Origin of the sequence: Parendozoicomonas callyspongiae (assembly GCF_023502345.1) — a bacterium.
Taxonomy (GTDB): Bacteria; Pseudomonadota; Gammaproteobacteria; order Pseudomonadales; family Endozoicomonadaceae; genus Sansalvadorimonas; species Sansalvadorimonas callyspongiae.
Window position 1 is genome coordinate 11,941 of record NZ_JAMFLX010000013.1, and the last position, 16,179, is coordinate 28,119.

General features: G+C 45.5%; 12 protein-coding genes. 8 read left to right on the forward strand and 4 right to left on the reverse strand.

The features are described 5' to 3' along the window. Positions 1-224: 224 nt before the first annotated feature. The 3 genes from M3P05_RS10780 to leuS all read left to right on the forward strand — a co-directional run bounded on the left by M3P05_RS10780 (position 225) and on the right by leuS (position 6,135). Positions 225-2,207: a DUF3857 domain-containing transglutaminase family protein gene (locus M3P05_RS10780; RefSeq protein WP_249699614.1), complete on the forward strand. Its 1,983-nt coding sequence runs from the start codon at positions 225-227 to the stop codon at positions 2,205-2,207. Positions 2,208-2,212: 5 nt separating this feature from the next. Beyond that, positions 2,213-3,427, forward strand: a complete 1,215-nt coding sequence (locus M3P05_RS10785; RefSeq protein ID WP_249699615.1) for a tetratricopeptide repeat protein — start codon at positions 2,213-2,215, stop codon at positions 3,425-3,427. 122 nt (positions 3,428-3,549) lie between these two features. Next, positions 3,550-6,135 carry a leucine--tRNA ligase gene (gene leuS, locus M3P05_RS10790; RefSeq protein WP_249699716.1) on the forward strand — a complete coding sequence of 862 codons (2,586 nt, stop codon included), beginning with the start codon at positions 3,550-3,552 and terminating at the stop codon, positions 6,133-6,135. Positions 6,136-6,212: 77 nt separating this feature from the next. On the opposite strand, the gene M3P05_RS10795 is transcribed toward leuS, so the two are convergent. Together M3P05_RS10795 and M3P05_RS10800 are read right to left on the reverse strand one after the other, a co-directional pair. Further along, on the reverse strand, positions 6,213-8,240 hold the full coding sequence (locus tag M3P05_RS10795; protein WP_249699617.1) for a neutral/alkaline ceramidase: 2,028 nt from the start codon (positions 8,238-8,240) through the stop codon (positions 6,213-6,215). A 227-nt stretch (positions 8,241-8,467) separates the two neighbouring features. Next, positions 8,468-9,514: a TraB/GumN family protein gene (locus M3P05_RS10800; RefSeq protein WP_249699618.1), complete on the reverse strand. Its 1,047-nt coding sequence runs from the start codon at positions 9,512-9,514 to the stop codon at positions 8,468-8,470. A gap of 159 nt (positions 9,515-9,673) precedes the next feature. On the opposite strand from M3P05_RS10800, the gene M3P05_RS10805 reads away from it, so the two are divergent. From M3P05_RS10805 to M3P05_RS10815, 3 genes are all read left to right on the forward strand, one after another. Next, positions 9,674-10,888, forward strand: coding sequence for a hypothetical protein (locus tag M3P05_RS10805; protein WP_249699619.1), 1,215 nt, complete (start codon positions 9,674-9,676; stop codon positions 10,886-10,888). A 116-nt stretch (positions 10,889-11,004) separates the two neighbouring features. Beyond that, the gene (locus tag M3P05_RS10810; protein WP_249699620.1) at positions 11,005-11,598 is read left to right on the forward strand and encodes a class I SAM-dependent methyltransferase; all 594 of its coding nucleotides are present in this window, start codon (positions 11,005-11,007) and stop codon (positions 11,596-11,598) included. Positions 11,599-11,704: 106 nt separating this feature from the next. After that, complete coding sequence (locus M3P05_RS10815) at positions 11,705-12,238, forward strand: GNAT family N-acetyltransferase (RefSeq protein ID WP_249699621.1); 534 nt, start codon at positions 11,705-11,707, stop codon at positions 12,236-12,238. A 318-nt stretch (positions 12,239-12,556) separates the two neighbouring features. On the opposite strand, the gene M3P05_RS10820 is transcribed toward M3P05_RS10815, so the two are convergent. Next, the gene (locus tag M3P05_RS10820) at positions 12,557-13,615 is read right to left on the reverse strand and encodes a hypothetical protein (RefSeq protein WP_249699622.1); all 1,059 of its coding nucleotides are present in this window, start codon (positions 13,613-13,615) and stop codon (positions 12,557-12,559) included. A 318-nt stretch (positions 13,616-13,933) separates the two neighbouring features. On the opposite strand from M3P05_RS10820, the gene M3P05_RS10825 reads away from it, so the two are divergent. Beyond that, entirely contained in the window at positions 13,934-14,233 is a 300-nt protein-coding gene (locus M3P05_RS10825) for a YciI family protein (protein ID WP_249699623.1), read from the forward strand. Between the two features lie 3 nt (positions 14,234-14,236). Here the strand turns inward: M3P05_RS10825 and M3P05_RS10830 are convergent, their stop codons facing one another. After that, positions 14,237-14,791, reverse strand: coding sequence for a hypothetical protein (locus M3P05_RS10830; protein ID WP_249699624.1), 555 nt, complete (start codon positions 14,789-14,791; stop codon positions 14,237-14,239). 167 nt (positions 14,792-14,958) lie between these two features. On the opposite strand from M3P05_RS10830, the gene M3P05_RS10835 reads away from it, so the two are divergent. After that, a complete protein-coding gene (locus M3P05_RS10835; protein WP_249699625.1) occupies positions 14,959-16,131 on the forward strand; it encodes a dipeptidase in 1,173 nt (390 codons plus the stop codon). The last annotated feature ends 48 nt before the right edge of the window (positions 16,132-16,179 follow it).

A 16,179-nucleotide genomic window follows, 5' to 3' on the forward strand; every position in this document is an offset into this window, starting at 1 on the left:
CTCTGAAAGCGTACAGATGAGCATGGTTTGATCGCACTCAGTCATGCTCTCTGTCATATACGTGTAAATCTAAATGTCTGACTTTGGTAAAAACCATAGAATGCACAGCCAGATATTCCACAAAAGATAATTCCAAACGAATGCTGTACCGAACGTTATTGTCTAAAGGCAGTTTGCGCTTTTTTCACAAAGCTTCTTTTTTATTTCTTATTACTGTCCTCTCGTTGCCCGCCTGGTCTCGTGCAATTGATAACAATCAGGTTACAGATATTCGTAAGGGGGTCGAAGAGCCTGAATGGGTTATCCAAAATAGCTGGACAGATAAGCCTCTAAAACGCAGACAGAAGATCCAGTATTTACTGTTGGATAGTCAAAACCGGGTCAATGATACGGAGCCAGTGTTTTACTACCGGTTTGTCGAACGGCCACTGACTGTAGATGGTGTTGAAACTCTCTCCAAGTTTGAAGTCAGTTTCAATCCTGTTTATCAGACTCTGGTTATACATAAACTGATGGTAACCAGAAACGGCGAGACTCAGAATCGGCTGAATGATACGCAAATTCAAATCCTGCAGCAGGAAGAAGATGCTGATCAAAATATCTATGACGGGTTCTCAACGGCTGTTCTTATACTCAGTGATATTCGCAGAAATGACATCATTGATATCAGCTACTCACTGACAGGCACCAATCCAGTTCTTGGGGATAAATATTTCTCGTATAAAGGAATGGGGTGGACTGTGGGGATTGATAAGCGGGCTGTTCGTTATGTCGTTCCTGAAGATCGTACTATCGCTTACAGGGCCCATAATTTTGATCACCGGCCTTCTATTACCAAACTTGCGTCAGGAGATGATCAATATCTATGGGTGTTGGAGAATACATCTGCTCTCAATGATGACAGGCAGTATCCTCCTGGTGATTCACCATTCCCATGGCTGGAAGTCAGTGAATACAAAAGCTGGGCAGAGGTTGTTGAATGGGCTATGGCACTTTACCAGGACAAGTATCAGGGCGGAAAAGCCTTTCAGAAGCTGGTAGAAAAGCTCGACCAGCAAAGCGCAGGTGATCAGAAAAAATATGCATCATTAGCCCTGAATTATGTTCAGGAAGAAATCCGTTATCTGGGATTGGAGTTTGGTGAAAACTCCCACAGGCCCAGCACTCCGGATGAAGTTCTTCAGAATCGCTATGGGGACTGCAAGGATAAGTCCGTTCTTCTAACGGCACTGATGAGAGCGAAAGGAATCAAGGCATGGCCTGCGTTGGTTTCCTCAGATGAAAGGGGAGGCATTGCCAACATGCTGCCCAGCCCGGGAGCATTTAATCATGTCATTACACTGATTGATCTGGATGGAGTGCAATACTGGGTAGATGCTACAAGGAATTACCAGGGAACGGATATTGACACAGTAGCCATTACGAATTTCGGCAAAGCTCTTGTGCTTCGGGAAGGAGAATACCGTTTAAGTAAGGTAATTACACGCCATAGAAACGATCTCGATTTAACAGAAACACTGGTTGCAGAAAGCTATGACAGTCCCGTTGAAATGACTGTTACATCAATCTATCAGGGGCAGGCTGCCGAGTGGCAGCGCAGTAAACTGGATAATGAGGATCTGGAACAGATTGAGCGGGATTACCTCGATTACATGGCTCGACGCTATCCCTATATAGAGTCTGCTGGTGCCATCAAAGTTCAGGATGATAAGAAAGCAAACCGAGTGACTCTGACAGAGTACTATCGCATTCCGGAATACTGGGAGGTGAAGAATAATGATCGTATTGCTCCTTTCTATACCACAAACTTTTATTCAGATGCCGTCAAACCAAAGCGCCTTAAACGTAATGGGCCCTATTGGCCTGGAAGCAAGGTAAGTCTGACCCATAAAACGCAGCTGTCTTTTCCTGAACCTGTGGAGCTCGACCTTGATGGATGGAATCAGCTGATAAGAAATGAATATTTCATGTATCAGACCGGTGCCACTTACAAAGGAAAAACACTAACAGTTGACTCCTTTATGTCTCTGGAAGGGAAGTCTGTACCTGCCAAAGATATTCCCCGGTATGTCAAAAATATGGGAAAAGTGATTGATTTGCTGGACTTCAACCTGACCTTTGAAGACCCAGCTCCCGAACAAAGAACCAGAGAAAGCCTTCTCAGCAGGCTGGAACGAAAAGTCTCTGAAGCATTAGGAGAGGAGTAAATTAAATGTTATCCCGATTTTTTGGGGGCAAGTGGCTACTGGTTGTAACCGCTTTAGTTCCATTAGTACTTTCAGGATGTAGTTCTAACCCACGTAATGATGAACAAGAGTGGACGGGCAAGATTCTTGAGATTGATGACACTAGTCCTGATAAGTTAGCGCAGTCGGTCGTTAACTACCTTAATGAGAAAGGTGAGATTAATGCTTTAGGGCTCAAGTGGCATATTCGAGAAGGCTATATTGGAGGTTCTATCTCTAACCCGTTCTTGAAAACAGTTTCTCCAGAAGTTTCGCGAAAACTAGAAGCCCGCCAGCTGATTTATAAATTACTCGTGTCTTATGCGAATAACGAAGAGCTTGATAATTGGTATCTACATGGTTGCCAAAAATCGTTTGATAATGATTTAAGCTCTAGCTGCTATATCTTTAGCAATAATTGGGATATGGGACCATTGGAGCTAAGGGTTAGCTTTGATCAGAAACATGAACATAAAGATTATGTGATTGATGACCTGGTGACATATATCAATGGAATATCTACTTACGAGAGGTTTCTTTGGATCGTTGAAATGTCAGAGTTACTTGGCGAGCTTCCAGGATCTGAAGGGCGTGATGGATTATCATTTCTTAGGCGCTCAGAAAGTAAACTTTATTCAGGAGAAGAGAAGGCTGTAATTGAAGATTTTCATGATTTGCCAGAAACTGTGAAAGAGAATAAGTTTTTTAAAATGCTCTTCCTTGATGCAGCTCTCATTAATGGAGATACAAAAGCTCTCAGGGAAGTAGCACCATTATTTATTTCAGAGGGCGACCCTCAGACAAATATGTCTCTTCGTACTTATTATTATTTGACACAAAAAGAGTTTGGTAAGTCTGAAAAAGCCTTGGATGATTTAGATCAGAAAATTGGCGTAAGCTTTTATAGCAGGTTTCAGAAGGTGAATCTTTACTATGAAAGTGGAAGGTACTACGAGGCATTAGATCTAGCCATCCGCCTTCTGAGAGAACAACCTGAGAATGAATACAGCTACTACGCTGTGTTATTACCTTTGGTTGCCAGCAAAGATTTTGGTGAAGCCGCAGATATGATTGAACTGATGTCTGAGAAGTTTGATTATCCCTTGACTGAGAATCATTGGGAGATGGTGCTGTCAGCAGGAGAAGTGCCTAACCAACAGGCTTTTTTGTCTTCTCCAGAGATGAAAGCCGTTCTACAGTGAAATAAGCTCCAATAGTGGCGAGTTCAACTACTCGCCACGGCTTTGCTGTTGTATCCTATCAGGTTTAACGTCAATTCATATCAGGCCCGGTCTATCATGGGCTACAGGCATCACGCGCGATGATGGAAGAGCATTATCATCCTCATAAAATTGAGGAAGAGGCCCAGAAGTACTGGGCAGAGAATGACAGCTTCGCTGTCACCGAACAGGAAGGCAAAGAGAAATACTACTGCCTATCCATGTTCCCATACCCCAGCGGCAAGCTGCATATGGGCCATGTGCGTAACTACACCATCGGCGACGTGGTGTCCCGTTACCAGCGCATGCAGGGCAAGAATGTTATGCAGCCCATGGGCTGGGATGCGTTCGGCCTGCCTGCTGAAAATGCCGCGATCAAGAACAAGACCGCTCCGGCACCCTGGACTTACCAGAACATCGATTACATGAAAGGCCAGCTGAAGAAGCTGGGCTTCGGCTACGACTGGAACCGTGAGCTGGCCACCTGCACCCCTGAATACTACAAGTGGGAACAGTGGTTCTTCACCAAGTTGTACGAAAAAGGCCTGGTCTACAAGAAGATGAGCGCCGTGAACTGGTGCCCGAATGACCAGACCGTACTGGCCAACGAACAGGTGGAAGACGGCAAGTGCTGGCGTTGTGACACTATCGTAGAACGCAAACAGCTGGCCCAGTGGTTTATCAAGATCACTGCTTATGCGGACGAACTGCTGGCAGACCTGGACAAGCTGGAAGAGTGGCCTGAGCAGGTTAAGGCCATGCAGCGTAACTGGATTGGCCGTTCCGAAGGTGTAGAAATGGCCTTTGGTGTTGCTGGTTCTGAAGAAGAGATCCGGATTTACACCACCCGTCCTGATACTCTGATGGGAGTGACCTATGTCGCTCTGGCTGCTGAGCATCCTCTGTGCAAGGCTGCTGCCAAGAACAATCCGGCCCTGGCTGCATTTATCGAAGAGTGCAAGAGCAACACCACCTCCGAAGCCGATATGGCGACCATGGAGAAGAAAGGTGTTGATACCGGCATTAAGGCGATTCACCCAATTACCGGTGAAGAGGTTTCTGTCTGGGCTGCCAACTTCGTACTGATGGACTTTGGTACCGGCGCGGTTATGTCCGTTCCTGGCCACGATCAGCGTGATTACGAGTTTGCCAAGGTTTACGGTCTGCCGATCAAGCAGGTTGTTAAACCAGCCAGTGATGAAGAGTGTGACCTGAACAAGGAAGCCTTCACCGAGAAAGGTATTCTGCTGAACTCCGGCGAGTTTGATGGCCTGAACTTCAAAGACGCTTTCGAAGCTATTGCCAGCAAGCTGATCAGCGAAGGCAAGGGCGAGAAGCAGGTTAACTATCGTCTGCGTGACTGGGGTGTTTCCCGCCAGCGTTACTGGGGTGCACCAATCCCCATGCGCTACCTGGAAGATGGCACCGAGGTAACCGTATCTCTGGAAGATCTGCCGGTTCGTCTGCCGGAAGATGTGGAAATGGACGGTGTTCAGTCTCCCATCAAGGCCGACAAAGAGTGGTGCAAGGTGACCCATAACGGTCAGCCTGCCACCCAGGAAACCGACACCTTCGATACCTTTATGGAGTCCAGCTGGTACTACGCCCGCTACTGCTCCCCGCAGGCCGACCAGATGCTGGATCCGAAAGCCGCCAACTACTGGCTGCCGGTTGATCAGTACATCGGTGGTATCGAGCATGCAGTAATGCACCTGCTCTACTCCCGTTTCTTCCACAAGCTGCTGCGTGATGCCGGGCTGGTGGACAGCGATGAGCCATTCAAGAAGCTGCTGTGCCAGGGCATGGTGCTGGCAGATATCAACTACACCCTCGATGAAAAGGGCGTAAAGCATTACGTCGCGCCTGGTGATGTTGAGAAGCGCGGAGACTCTTCTGGTCAAGAGCAGTGGTTCTTAACTGGTACCGATACGCCTGTTGTTCATCAGGGTATGGGCAAAATGTCCAAGTCCAAGAACAATGGTATCGATCCGCAGGAGCTGATTAACGAATACGGTGCGGATACTGTCCGTCTGTACACCATGTTTGCTTCTCCTCCTACCCAGACTCTTGAATGGTCCGAGTCCGGTGTGGAAGGTGCCAACCGCTTCCTGCGTCGTTTCTGGAAGATGATTGCCAGCCATGTAGCGGAAACATCTGAAGGTGTTACTGCTCTGGATGCCAACGCTCTGAACGATGCCCAGAAGGATCTGCGTCGCAAGACTCATGAGACCATCGCCAAGGTATCTGACGACTGTGATAAGCGTCTGACCTTCAACACCGCGATTGCTGCAATCATGGAACTGACCAACGCGATTGGTAAGTTCAAGGATTCCTCTGATCAGGGCAAGGCTGTTGCCCGTGAAGCCTTGGAAGCTGCCACTCTGTTACTGGCTCCAATTGTTCCTCACACTGCTCACGTTATCTGGCATGAGCTGGGTCACAAAGAAGCTGTGGTTGATGCAGGCTGGCCAAAGCTGGATGAGACTGCGCTGGTGAAATCCGCCATTACCCTGATTGTTCAGGTAAACGGCAAGGTTCGCGCCAAGCTGGAAGTTCCTGCTGATGCCACCAAGGATCAGATGGAAGAACTGGCCAAGGCTGATGCCAATGTGCAGAAGTTCACTGATGGTAAGACAATCCGTAAGGTGATTGTTGTGCCTGGTAAGCTGGTGAATATCGTTGCTAATTAATTGCAAAGTTTAAAGCTTTACGAATCCACAACGCCGACATCTGTCGGCGTTGTTTTATTTCAAAAAATTTTCTGTTGTTACTGGACCATAAACTCGGGGCTGGTTCCTGTGAATGCCTTGATCTTGCCAGTAAAAATGGTTTCTTTATTCCCTTTGTGAACTATCCGGTATTTCCCGGAAGGTGTTCCCTCAGGAATCTGCCATTGAATAATTGCCTGGCTGGTTCCCCAGAAGCCATCAATCCGCTTCCAGTTGTATTTGGTTTCCCAGTCATTATCCACAGCCACGGTTCTCCATTCTGAACCACTCCAGCGTTGAACTTCCAGGTATGTATCGTTGGTTTTCAGATCATTGCGGGGATGTCCTGTCCAGAAGCGAACCTGCACCTGCTGGCCTGGAGAATAAACACTCTTCACTTCATCCTTCTCAACAACCTGACCAAATCTCTTGCCGATCGGTGTCTGGTCATAAACGACGCCAGTAGTAAAGTTGAGCTGGAAACCACTCAGATCTCTTGGTTGGGTTTCATCTGTAATCGCTTCCCCTTCTCTCATTGCAGAGGCCATGGTTGCAAATGTCTGCTGATAGGCTGGCAGGGTCCATGGGCCAAAATGTGTTGAGCCGCCTTCATAATGCTGAAGGGCATACTCTTCCGGAGTTGTGACATACCCGGCATAGGCGTTGGACAGCCCGGCAATAGCAGCGTACTCAACCTTACCAGTTAACTCATTGAGTGCGGCATTGCGGATACGGCGTCCAGACATAACAGTAAACTCACCAGGCACAGCCAGAACTGCAAACTGTCCTATGCGCAGAATCGAGGCTGGCAGAACTTCAGGTGTCCATGGGTAAGGAATACCGCGGCCTGTTGCCAGAAGAACTGGTTTTGGCAGCTGGCACTCACGATCTTCCTGAGTCGGGAAGAAAATCAGTGTAGAAAGAATTTTTGATAAGAGGTTGGGTTCAATCTGGCCTTCATACCAGGGGACATCAACAGGAGATGCATCTTCTGTGCTGCCTGCTGCAAATGAATAACCGAGAGCTGCTGTACAGGTTTGTCTTGGTTGCCCATCAGCAAAATAGCTGCCATCAACAACCTGCTTGCTGTAATCACGGTAGGTGAATCGGAAATCGATTGGCCCTTCAAGCTGGATATCGCCGGTGGAATAAAGATTCCAGGCACTGTTGAACTGTCGTTCACCAATTATGCGGGTATTTTCAAACTCATTGGCGGTAGGGCCACTGCCATTCAGCCAAAGGTTGGATGTCACATCACCATTGTTACCCTGGGCAAAAGCGGCAACAAAATCATCGTGTCCTAGCTCCGCCATCTTATTCTCGAACAGGTACTGGGCATAGCCTTTATGGTCGGATGAAAGCAGAGTATTGCTGATACTCATAGAGGTAGGGTGTACAGAAAACCAGTTGATTGCACCTATCGGTTTATCTGCCTGCATGAACCTCAATGTGTACATATCAGGATCTATGCTGCTGCCATACCTGCTTCTTTCTTCAGCAGGATTGTTTTCATAGGCTTTTATACTGCGATTAATACTGGCGTTATGCAGCTCCCCCTTGCTGATGTAAATGCGCCCTGGAGCAAGTGAGTTATGAGCCTGCCCAATAGCTGCAATAATGCCTTCGACCATGACATCAAAGTTCTGCTCAATATGGCCGCCGATGGTGAAGTTATAGAGCGTATAGTGCGACTGACCACCGATAGATGAGTGGGTATGGGTTGCAGAAAGAACAACGTTATCGTCGCTATAAAGCCCTGGATAAAGCTGTTCAAGCTTTGCAGTGACAGCCTGCTTGACTGACTGGAAAACCATTCCGGCATCAACGTTAACAAAGACAACCCGCTTGCCATAAGGCTCGGCAACTATAAACGCCCGGGCATACTGTCGTGTATGAATACCGCTACTTTTCTGTTTAATATCGGCATAACCCATCATGCCGATTTCTGCTGCAGTGCCGGAGATATCCCACTTGCCGACACCAATATGATAATTGTCAATATCACTGGCAAAGGAGAAAGAACTCAGTAGGGGAATGAGACATAAAGCAAAGTACTGCCATAATCGCGTAGCTGAAATTATTCTCATGATAATGAATACCACTTGGTTATTATTGTTATTACCAAAACATCTGGTAGCCAGTTGTTTTGTGCTGGTCAGCTCCAGAACTGAACGTCTGGGTCTTCGCTGAACAATGATTGTACAATCTCCAATCATTCAACGACATCGGTCTTATTTGACGGAGGTAAATAGACTTCGCAAATAAGTGAATTATCTGGAGATTAGCTATAAATGGAATTAGGAACTGAGAGGTGTTAATCAGTCTTGACACTTGCGGGTGAAGGTTCGATTCCAGGGGAAAGTTTTGTGATTTTCCATCCCCGATATTTCATAAGAGTTTGCATGCCACCATCATCAACCAGATGAGCAGCCCCTACCAGGGTAAATATTTTGCAACCATGGTTATCTGCAACAGCTTTCTCCAGGCTGTCACACATGACACAATTTCTTGCGGTAAGCTCAGGGTGATACCATTTATCGTAATGGTCTCTCTTATGATCCTGGGCTATTTTTGTATAGTTCTCCAGCCATTTGACCAGACAGGGTGCCTTACGGTTCCAGAACAACTGAATGTCTTCGAATGTTTTTCCTTCTACTCGCTGATTGGCCTCCTGTATTTCCTTCAGGTGTTCATCGGGTGGTTCCAGACCAATCACTTTGGTTGAAGCCCCCTTCAGCTCAATAAAGTGATCTTCCATTGATGTTACTTTCCAGCCAAGCTTTGTCAGCCACTGCCGGGAAAGGTGCCGTCTGAAGTACAAATGGCCTGCTGCCCACCATTGAGATTGGTCAGTCATTCCCAATGCTTCACAAAATGACAGATAGAGCTGTTTGTTTTCAAGGGTTAGATAGTCTGGAATTTTATAACGCAGCTCTCTCAGTGTTTGTTTAAATGCCTCTTTTTGCTGAGGCGGGATATCATCTTCCAGAGCCAGAAAATCTGAAGCCTGCACAAGCGCTTTCACTTGTTTGGGAACTGGAAATTGGTCAATGTCTGTTAAATGAATTGAACCATAAAAGTAAATTTTTGATGAGCAGCCATCCTTTGTTGCTATCCACAGTGATCTTCCATCCGGCATTTTTTGAATATCTGAAATAGAGGCAATCTGACGATTGGCAAGATCTTTCAACGTCTGAGTTAAATCTTTCTGGTAATTACTGTAACGATCTTCCTGTATATGTAGAGCGGATTTGAGATAGCTCTCTGTGGTCTGATTTGATACTAACTTTTCATTTGACTTGCTTTGCTGAAGCTGCAGACTTTCATGCTGTGGTACTTCTCTATTAACGGTGCTTTGCATTGTATTTTCCTCCCTTTCAGCCATGGGCTGCGGGCAATTTAAAATTTTTGAAACTGAGGGTCACTAACTATTCAGTCAGAACCTATCCTGTGGCAGCAACCGCAAAATTTTTACACCTATCTATACTCCGAGGACTACGTTTATCGGGAGTATTTAGAAATGAGCCACTTGCATTTTTGTATTTTTACGGCTTCTTTGCTGAGTGTTTCATTGGCAGTCATGTTGTCAGGTAGTGCCTTTGGATCAGGCAAAAAAACTGCTGCCAGTACCCCCCCCCCTCAAGTTTTTGGAGCAAAAGGAGGGCCGTACCGAGGAATGTTGCCCCGGACCGATGGCTCGGGTATAAAATTATCAAAAGGGCTCTCACAATCAAAACTTGAGCAAGAGCTTCTAACACCGACGGAGAAGAAAAAACAAATCAGGAGGAAAATTCATCATCACTTTCAAGCCCAAAAAAAAGGCCGCATGAGAGAAACATTTAAGAACGACAGGCAAGTCGTACACCCCTTACAGAGCTATCTTGCTGTGGGAACCTTTTTGTTCACGGCAGGCACCAAAGGCCGGGATAAGCGTAGACTAAAAGTTGCATCAGGAGGAAGCCAGGAGGATGTTCCAGATGTGATGCGTTCTCCACTTCCACGGCTTGCCTCTGATTATTTGAAGACAAGTCGGGCTAAGAGTGATAGCAAACGAAAGAGAAAGGGAATAACGAAAACTGGAGTGGCTCCAATAAGTATTGAAGACTACAGTTTTTCACCCACTATTCTTAGGTTGCCAGCTATGGCTAGCCTCAGGAAAAATGGGTGGTCACGAGATGACCAGTTCATGTTTGGAAAAACTATTCTCTTAGTAAACAAAAAAACACCTGATACGGTCTTGAATGATATATGTGAAGTTGAGATAGATGTGGAACGGCTTTCCGACGATATGCGGGTTTTTTACTGGTTTTCTAAAGCAATTGATGCCTTTGAAAATAGTAACTCTCAATATTATGAAGAGTGTTACTATCAGTTGATACAGATGATTAGTTTTAATTTGTTTCATGCTGAAATTTTTGTAGATTGGCTTAATGCGTTACACCAAGAGGGTGAGAGCAGCGTAAGCTGCTTTTATGACACAATCAGTCGTTTGGTCGTTGGATTTGAACGCTTTAGACTGGAAGGTTCAGATACAACAACTCTTCACTGTGTTGCGGAAACTCTGGCTCAATCCCGGCCTGAAGTATTTCAGGTTATTGAAAGGATAGGTAAGATAAACCTTCGCACCTTATTCCCACTAAGGTCAAAGGTTTCTTATACCGGAAAACACCATAAAAAAAGTATGGTTGAAGAGCAATTGAAAAAAAGTATGGAATCTTTAGCTTTAGAATCATGATGCTATTTATTGCAAATGGCCCTTTCGTGAACAACATCATGACCTAATGAACACTTGTGCTTTTCGAGCCTGATCAATGCTATCGTGACATTGATTTGAAAACCGGATATACAGCTATGACTAAGTGGGATGAGAGATACAAAGCCGAAGAGTATATCTATGGCAAAGAGCCAAATGATTTTCTGCGTCAGCATTATCAGGTCATTCCCAAAGGAAAGGTGCTTTGCCTGGCAGAGGGGGAAGGCCGTAATGCTGTGTTCCTTGCCTCTCAGGGATATACAGTAACGGCGGTTGATAACTCCTCTGTTGGTCTAAAAAAAGCCAAGGAGTTTGCTGCTGAAAAGGGCGTTTCAATAGATTTCATTCATGCTGATCTAGCGGAATATGATATTGGTTCGAATCAGTGGGATGGCATTGTTTCCATTTTCTGCCATTTGCCCAAACCTCTCAGAAAGGATGCTCATTCAAAGGTTGTTCAAGGGCTGAAGAGCAACGGAATATTTCTCCTTGAGGCTTATACGCCAGCACAGCTGGAGTTTGGAACCGGTGGTCCACCGACAGAAGATCTGCTGATGACAGCGGATGCTCTTGACCAGGATTTGACAGGTTTGCAGTTCCTGCACCTGCAGGAAACAGAACGTGAGGTTGTTGAGGGAACATATCACACCGGGCATGCAGCTATTGTTCAGGTATTGGCCAAAAAGCCCTAGAAAATCGCCTTTTTTGCCTGGGGGTTTACATAATCTTTATATTCTTCCCCGGAAACTAGCGATATGATGAGATCGCGGAATAAAAAAATAATAAGGAGGAACAGGAATGTTTCGAAAAGAAGTCGATTCTGATATTAATCTGGTATTCCTCCAGGAATCCCTGACAGATGATCTCTATGAGCTGGTTGCACACGACAGGGAATACCTGAATAAGTGGATGCCCTGGTCTCCCCTGATTAAAACAGCTGAAGACACCCGTGCGTTTATCAATAAATCAATCAAGGATTTTGCTGAGGGCAAATCCATGGTTTGCGCTATTGAGTATCAGCATCGCATTGTTGGTGTGATCAGCTTCAACAAGATTCATAAGCACCTGAAAAAGGTTGAAATTGGTTTCTGGATCAGCTCCAGTTACCAGGGGCATGGCATTGTGACCCGTGCCTGCCGGCAGATGATTAAACATGCCTTTACCAACTTGGGGATGGAGAAAATCCAGATCTCAGCCGCTACCGGTAATGCTGCCAGCAGAAATGTCTGCCTGCGTTTGGGGATGACTCTTGAGGGAGTGATTACCAATGCAGAAAACCTGCATGGCAAGATTGTCAATCATGCGGTTTATGGGCTGGCTAAAGAGGGGTAAGTTGTAAGCCTCAAGTGTCATTGCGGAAATATCAGGCTTGCTGTTGAGGCTAAGCCTGAGACTCTGACCCGCTGAACTGCTCGATGTGCAATCGGTATGGCTCTGTCCGGGGTTATTACCTACCAGAGAAAGTGAGCATGGAACACGAGTACGAACAGCCGAAAACCGACTTCTTGGGTGATTACCACATTGACTTTCATCACGATAAAGGGTGGGATTGGAACACACTTACCCACCATGATTTCTGGACGATTGACGCTTCATCATCTCTTTGCATCAATTAGTAACGGCACCTCTAAAATAAATAGACGAAAAAGTTTACGGAAGAATTTCAGTGAAACTCGCTGCATAGCCGTAGTATGGGTGGAGATTATTATATCCTCTGGATTTGCTGCCGAAACTACCTTGACTTAATCTATATCTTAGACGGTGCTGAGATATAAGATTGCCAAGAAGCACCTCAGATTTAGGTGCAAATGCTTCTGTAGAGTCTAGTGATACTCCCTTAAAGTCACTTGATTTTTCATCTTTGCGATAGATACCTGATATATCGTCTTTACTGAGTGTTGCTGGATCGACATCCCTCAAAGGACGGCCATCTATTAAAGCATAATCATCCAATGGAAAACCAAATCTTACTTCTCCTATATGAGTAGCTATACCGGTATCAAATAATGTTGTTTTATTTCCTAAAAAAAATTGAATAATTTTCAAAGTGTTCAAGCACGTAGTTGTGTATACACCCTTCTCCCTGAAAAAAGGTTTGACATTTGCTGCAGACTTTATGACTTTTGCATGATCACTTTCTTTATTAAAATGTATAACGAAAGACAAGCTAAAGAACTCACAACATTCCGCTCCTAAACCTTCACCATCAAGAGACTTTCTCTTATTTAAATCTGGGGATTCGTTACTGTATAATACTAGTTTTAATTTAAATTTATTGCCTGGCAACGTCTTGTTTAATATAAAAAATCCTAACTTATCTTTATCTAAATCGTTAAGAGTACGCTCAATATTAGACTCTTGGGTACAGCGAAATGTACTGATAGTATGAAAAATCCTGCCATTCTGATCAGTTATGGGGAGTTCTAAACAAGTTAGTCCTTCAAGGATCGTATTGTGATCAAGACTAGATATAAATTGTCTCATCTTTTCATTAATAGATTTTGATATATCTGCATGTACAGTAGGCTGATGATAAGTGCAAGATCTTTCTTCTAGACTGTTTTTTTGTGGTGTACAAGAATAACCTTCAGGTGTGCCAGCTATAATTTCATCTGGTTCTACTGAAAAAATTTCTATCTCTGTTGCTTTAACGTCTAGTTCACCACTCTGTCTTACATGGGGAGCACCCGCTGTATAATCAAGATTCATATTTAATCCCTCAATCAATTAACTGTTCAAAAACTTTATATCAAATATCAGAACCCAGTGAATAACAACAATGTAGGAATGCATAACAAACCCTGAATCCGTGATTTCACATCACAAAAATCTTCAAAAAACCCTCGCGGTACAGTAAGCGGTCAAATTTCAGCGCCTACAAAACACTAAAAACATAGGTCATGTTTGCTTCGATTCATTCACTGGAGTGGTGTGAGGCAGAAAAACTGATCTTCGGGATGCGTTGCCAGTCCTGCTGTGTCTGACCGATAATCGGGCACATCAAACCAACGTGTAAGAGGAATGCCCGTGCTTTACGCTGTAATGACTCAAGATGTAGAGAACTCTCTGCCGCTGCGAAAAACTGCCCGAGAAGGCCATCTGGCACGGTTGCAGGATCTTAAAGCGCAGGGCCGCTTGATTATGGCAGGGCCTTTCCCTGCAATTGACAGCAATGATCCGGGTGAAGCAGGCTTCACCGGAAGTTTGATTGTCGCTGAATTTGAAAGTCTGGAAGAAGCACAGGCCTGGGCCGACACTGATCCTTACGTTGCAGCTGGCGTGATTGCCAGGGCAACGGTAAAACCTTTCAAGAAAGTTCTGCCTTGATGACTAAAAGTTAGCAATTACTCTGCTGCAGGTTTCGTTGTATCGGGCAATCATATTTGAAATGCACTGAAGCATCAGGTTGTCATGCTCCTGATCCCGCAGCAGATCATCAATGGTATTGTGCCAGTTAAATTTGCTCTGTTCTCTGGCCGCCTCGGCTTCCTTGTAAGCTGCTTCAATACGGGCCTGATGATAGCGATCATGGGCCATAAAGAGTTCCCGTAAAGCATCTCCAATAGTCTGGCTGGTCTTGATACTGCTGCTGCCTGCTTTTGAAAGCCGCTGCAGTGCTTCAAAGGTTTCCAGTTTATTTCCCGCAGCAGCATTCTGCCAGAGATTGGCAATTTCTCGTTTTGCCGCTGGCAGGTTTGTGAGGAATGGCGCTGCTGCTGAAGTGTGTGATACTCCCCTTTGCAGCCAGCGGCTACCAGGATAGCGGGGAACTGTGGTTTTATCCCGGTATTGCTCTACATGATTGACCCATGCATCCCAGGCAGCATGAATATTCTCTTGGGAAAACGCCTGATAGCGATGATTTCTAACCGGTGATAAAAACATGGTCCACTCCATATATAGTGAATAACCAGTTAGACCATTTTCGGCCTGAAAAGTTGATTGCTTGCCAGCATTGCTCACATGGCTGTTACGCCAACAAAACACAGGCTGCACTGTTCTAAAAATCTGTTTTAGAATGGAGGCTTCAAGAAAAAATAAGAATAAATCCTATGAAAAAGGTCTTCGGTCCTGGCGTCTTGCTGATTTGTATCCTGGTTCTTCTGCTGTTGTGGCTGGTGCCGCCCTTCGTAGAAAGATCAAAGAATCAGGTTGAAGATCATGGTCCATTTGCTCTGTCTGATCAGACTGTGGCCCTGCATAAAACTCTGCTGGTAGCTGATCTGCATGCAGACAGTCTATTGTGGAGTCGGGATCTTCGTAAAAAATCCACCTATGGCCATGTTGACCTTCCCAGGCTCCGGGAAGGGAATGTTGCTATCCAGGTCTTTCCGGCTGTTACCAAATCTCCACGCGGAATGAATTACGAGAGTAATGAAGCCGATGCCCCCGACAATATAAAACTGCTGGCCATGGCACAGCTATGGCCACCAAAAACCTGGGATAGCATTCTTGAGCGGGCTTATTACCAGGCTGAAAAGCTGGCTTATCTGGAAGAGAATGAACCGGAATCACTGAAAATTATCAGAACCCGCAGTGATTTGAAAATGGTGCTGGCAGAGCGGGCTAACAGGGGTAGTCAGAAAGTTGCAGCCCTTCTTGCCATGGAAGGAGCGCATCCCTTTGAGGGCAAGCTGACCAATATTCAAAACCTGTATAACGTTGGATATAGAATGGCTGGTTTGCAGCACTTCTTTGATAATGAGTTGGGTGGATCACTTCATGGAACGTCCGGTGAAGGGTTAACTGCTTTTGGTCGCGCTGCCGTGGTTTTGATGGACGATATGAATATGATTATTGATGTTGCCCATTCCTCTCCACAGGTGGTGAAAGATACTTTGGCAATAACAGAGCGCCCCGTGATTGTTTCCCATACTGGTATGCGCGGCCTCTGTGATACCCCTCGGAATATATCTGATAGCTTGATGCGGTTGATTGCCAACAAGGGTGGGTTGATTGGAATTGGCTACTGGGCTGATGCCAGCTGTGACACCTCACCTGAAGGTATTGCAAAAATGATTCGGTATGCGGTTGATGTTGTGGGTGTTGATCATGTTGCGCTGGGATCTGATTTTGATGGTGCTGTGACGACAGGATTTGATACATCCGAGCTACCGGCTTTAACCCAGGCGCTGATGTTTGCCGGTTTCAAAGAACCGGAAATCAGGAAAGTTATGGGAGAGAATGTGCGGGACTTTTTCCTGAAATGGCTTCCCGAAAAATAATAAGCGGGTATCAGCTGCCAACTAAAACCCGCTTAATGTATCTGGATA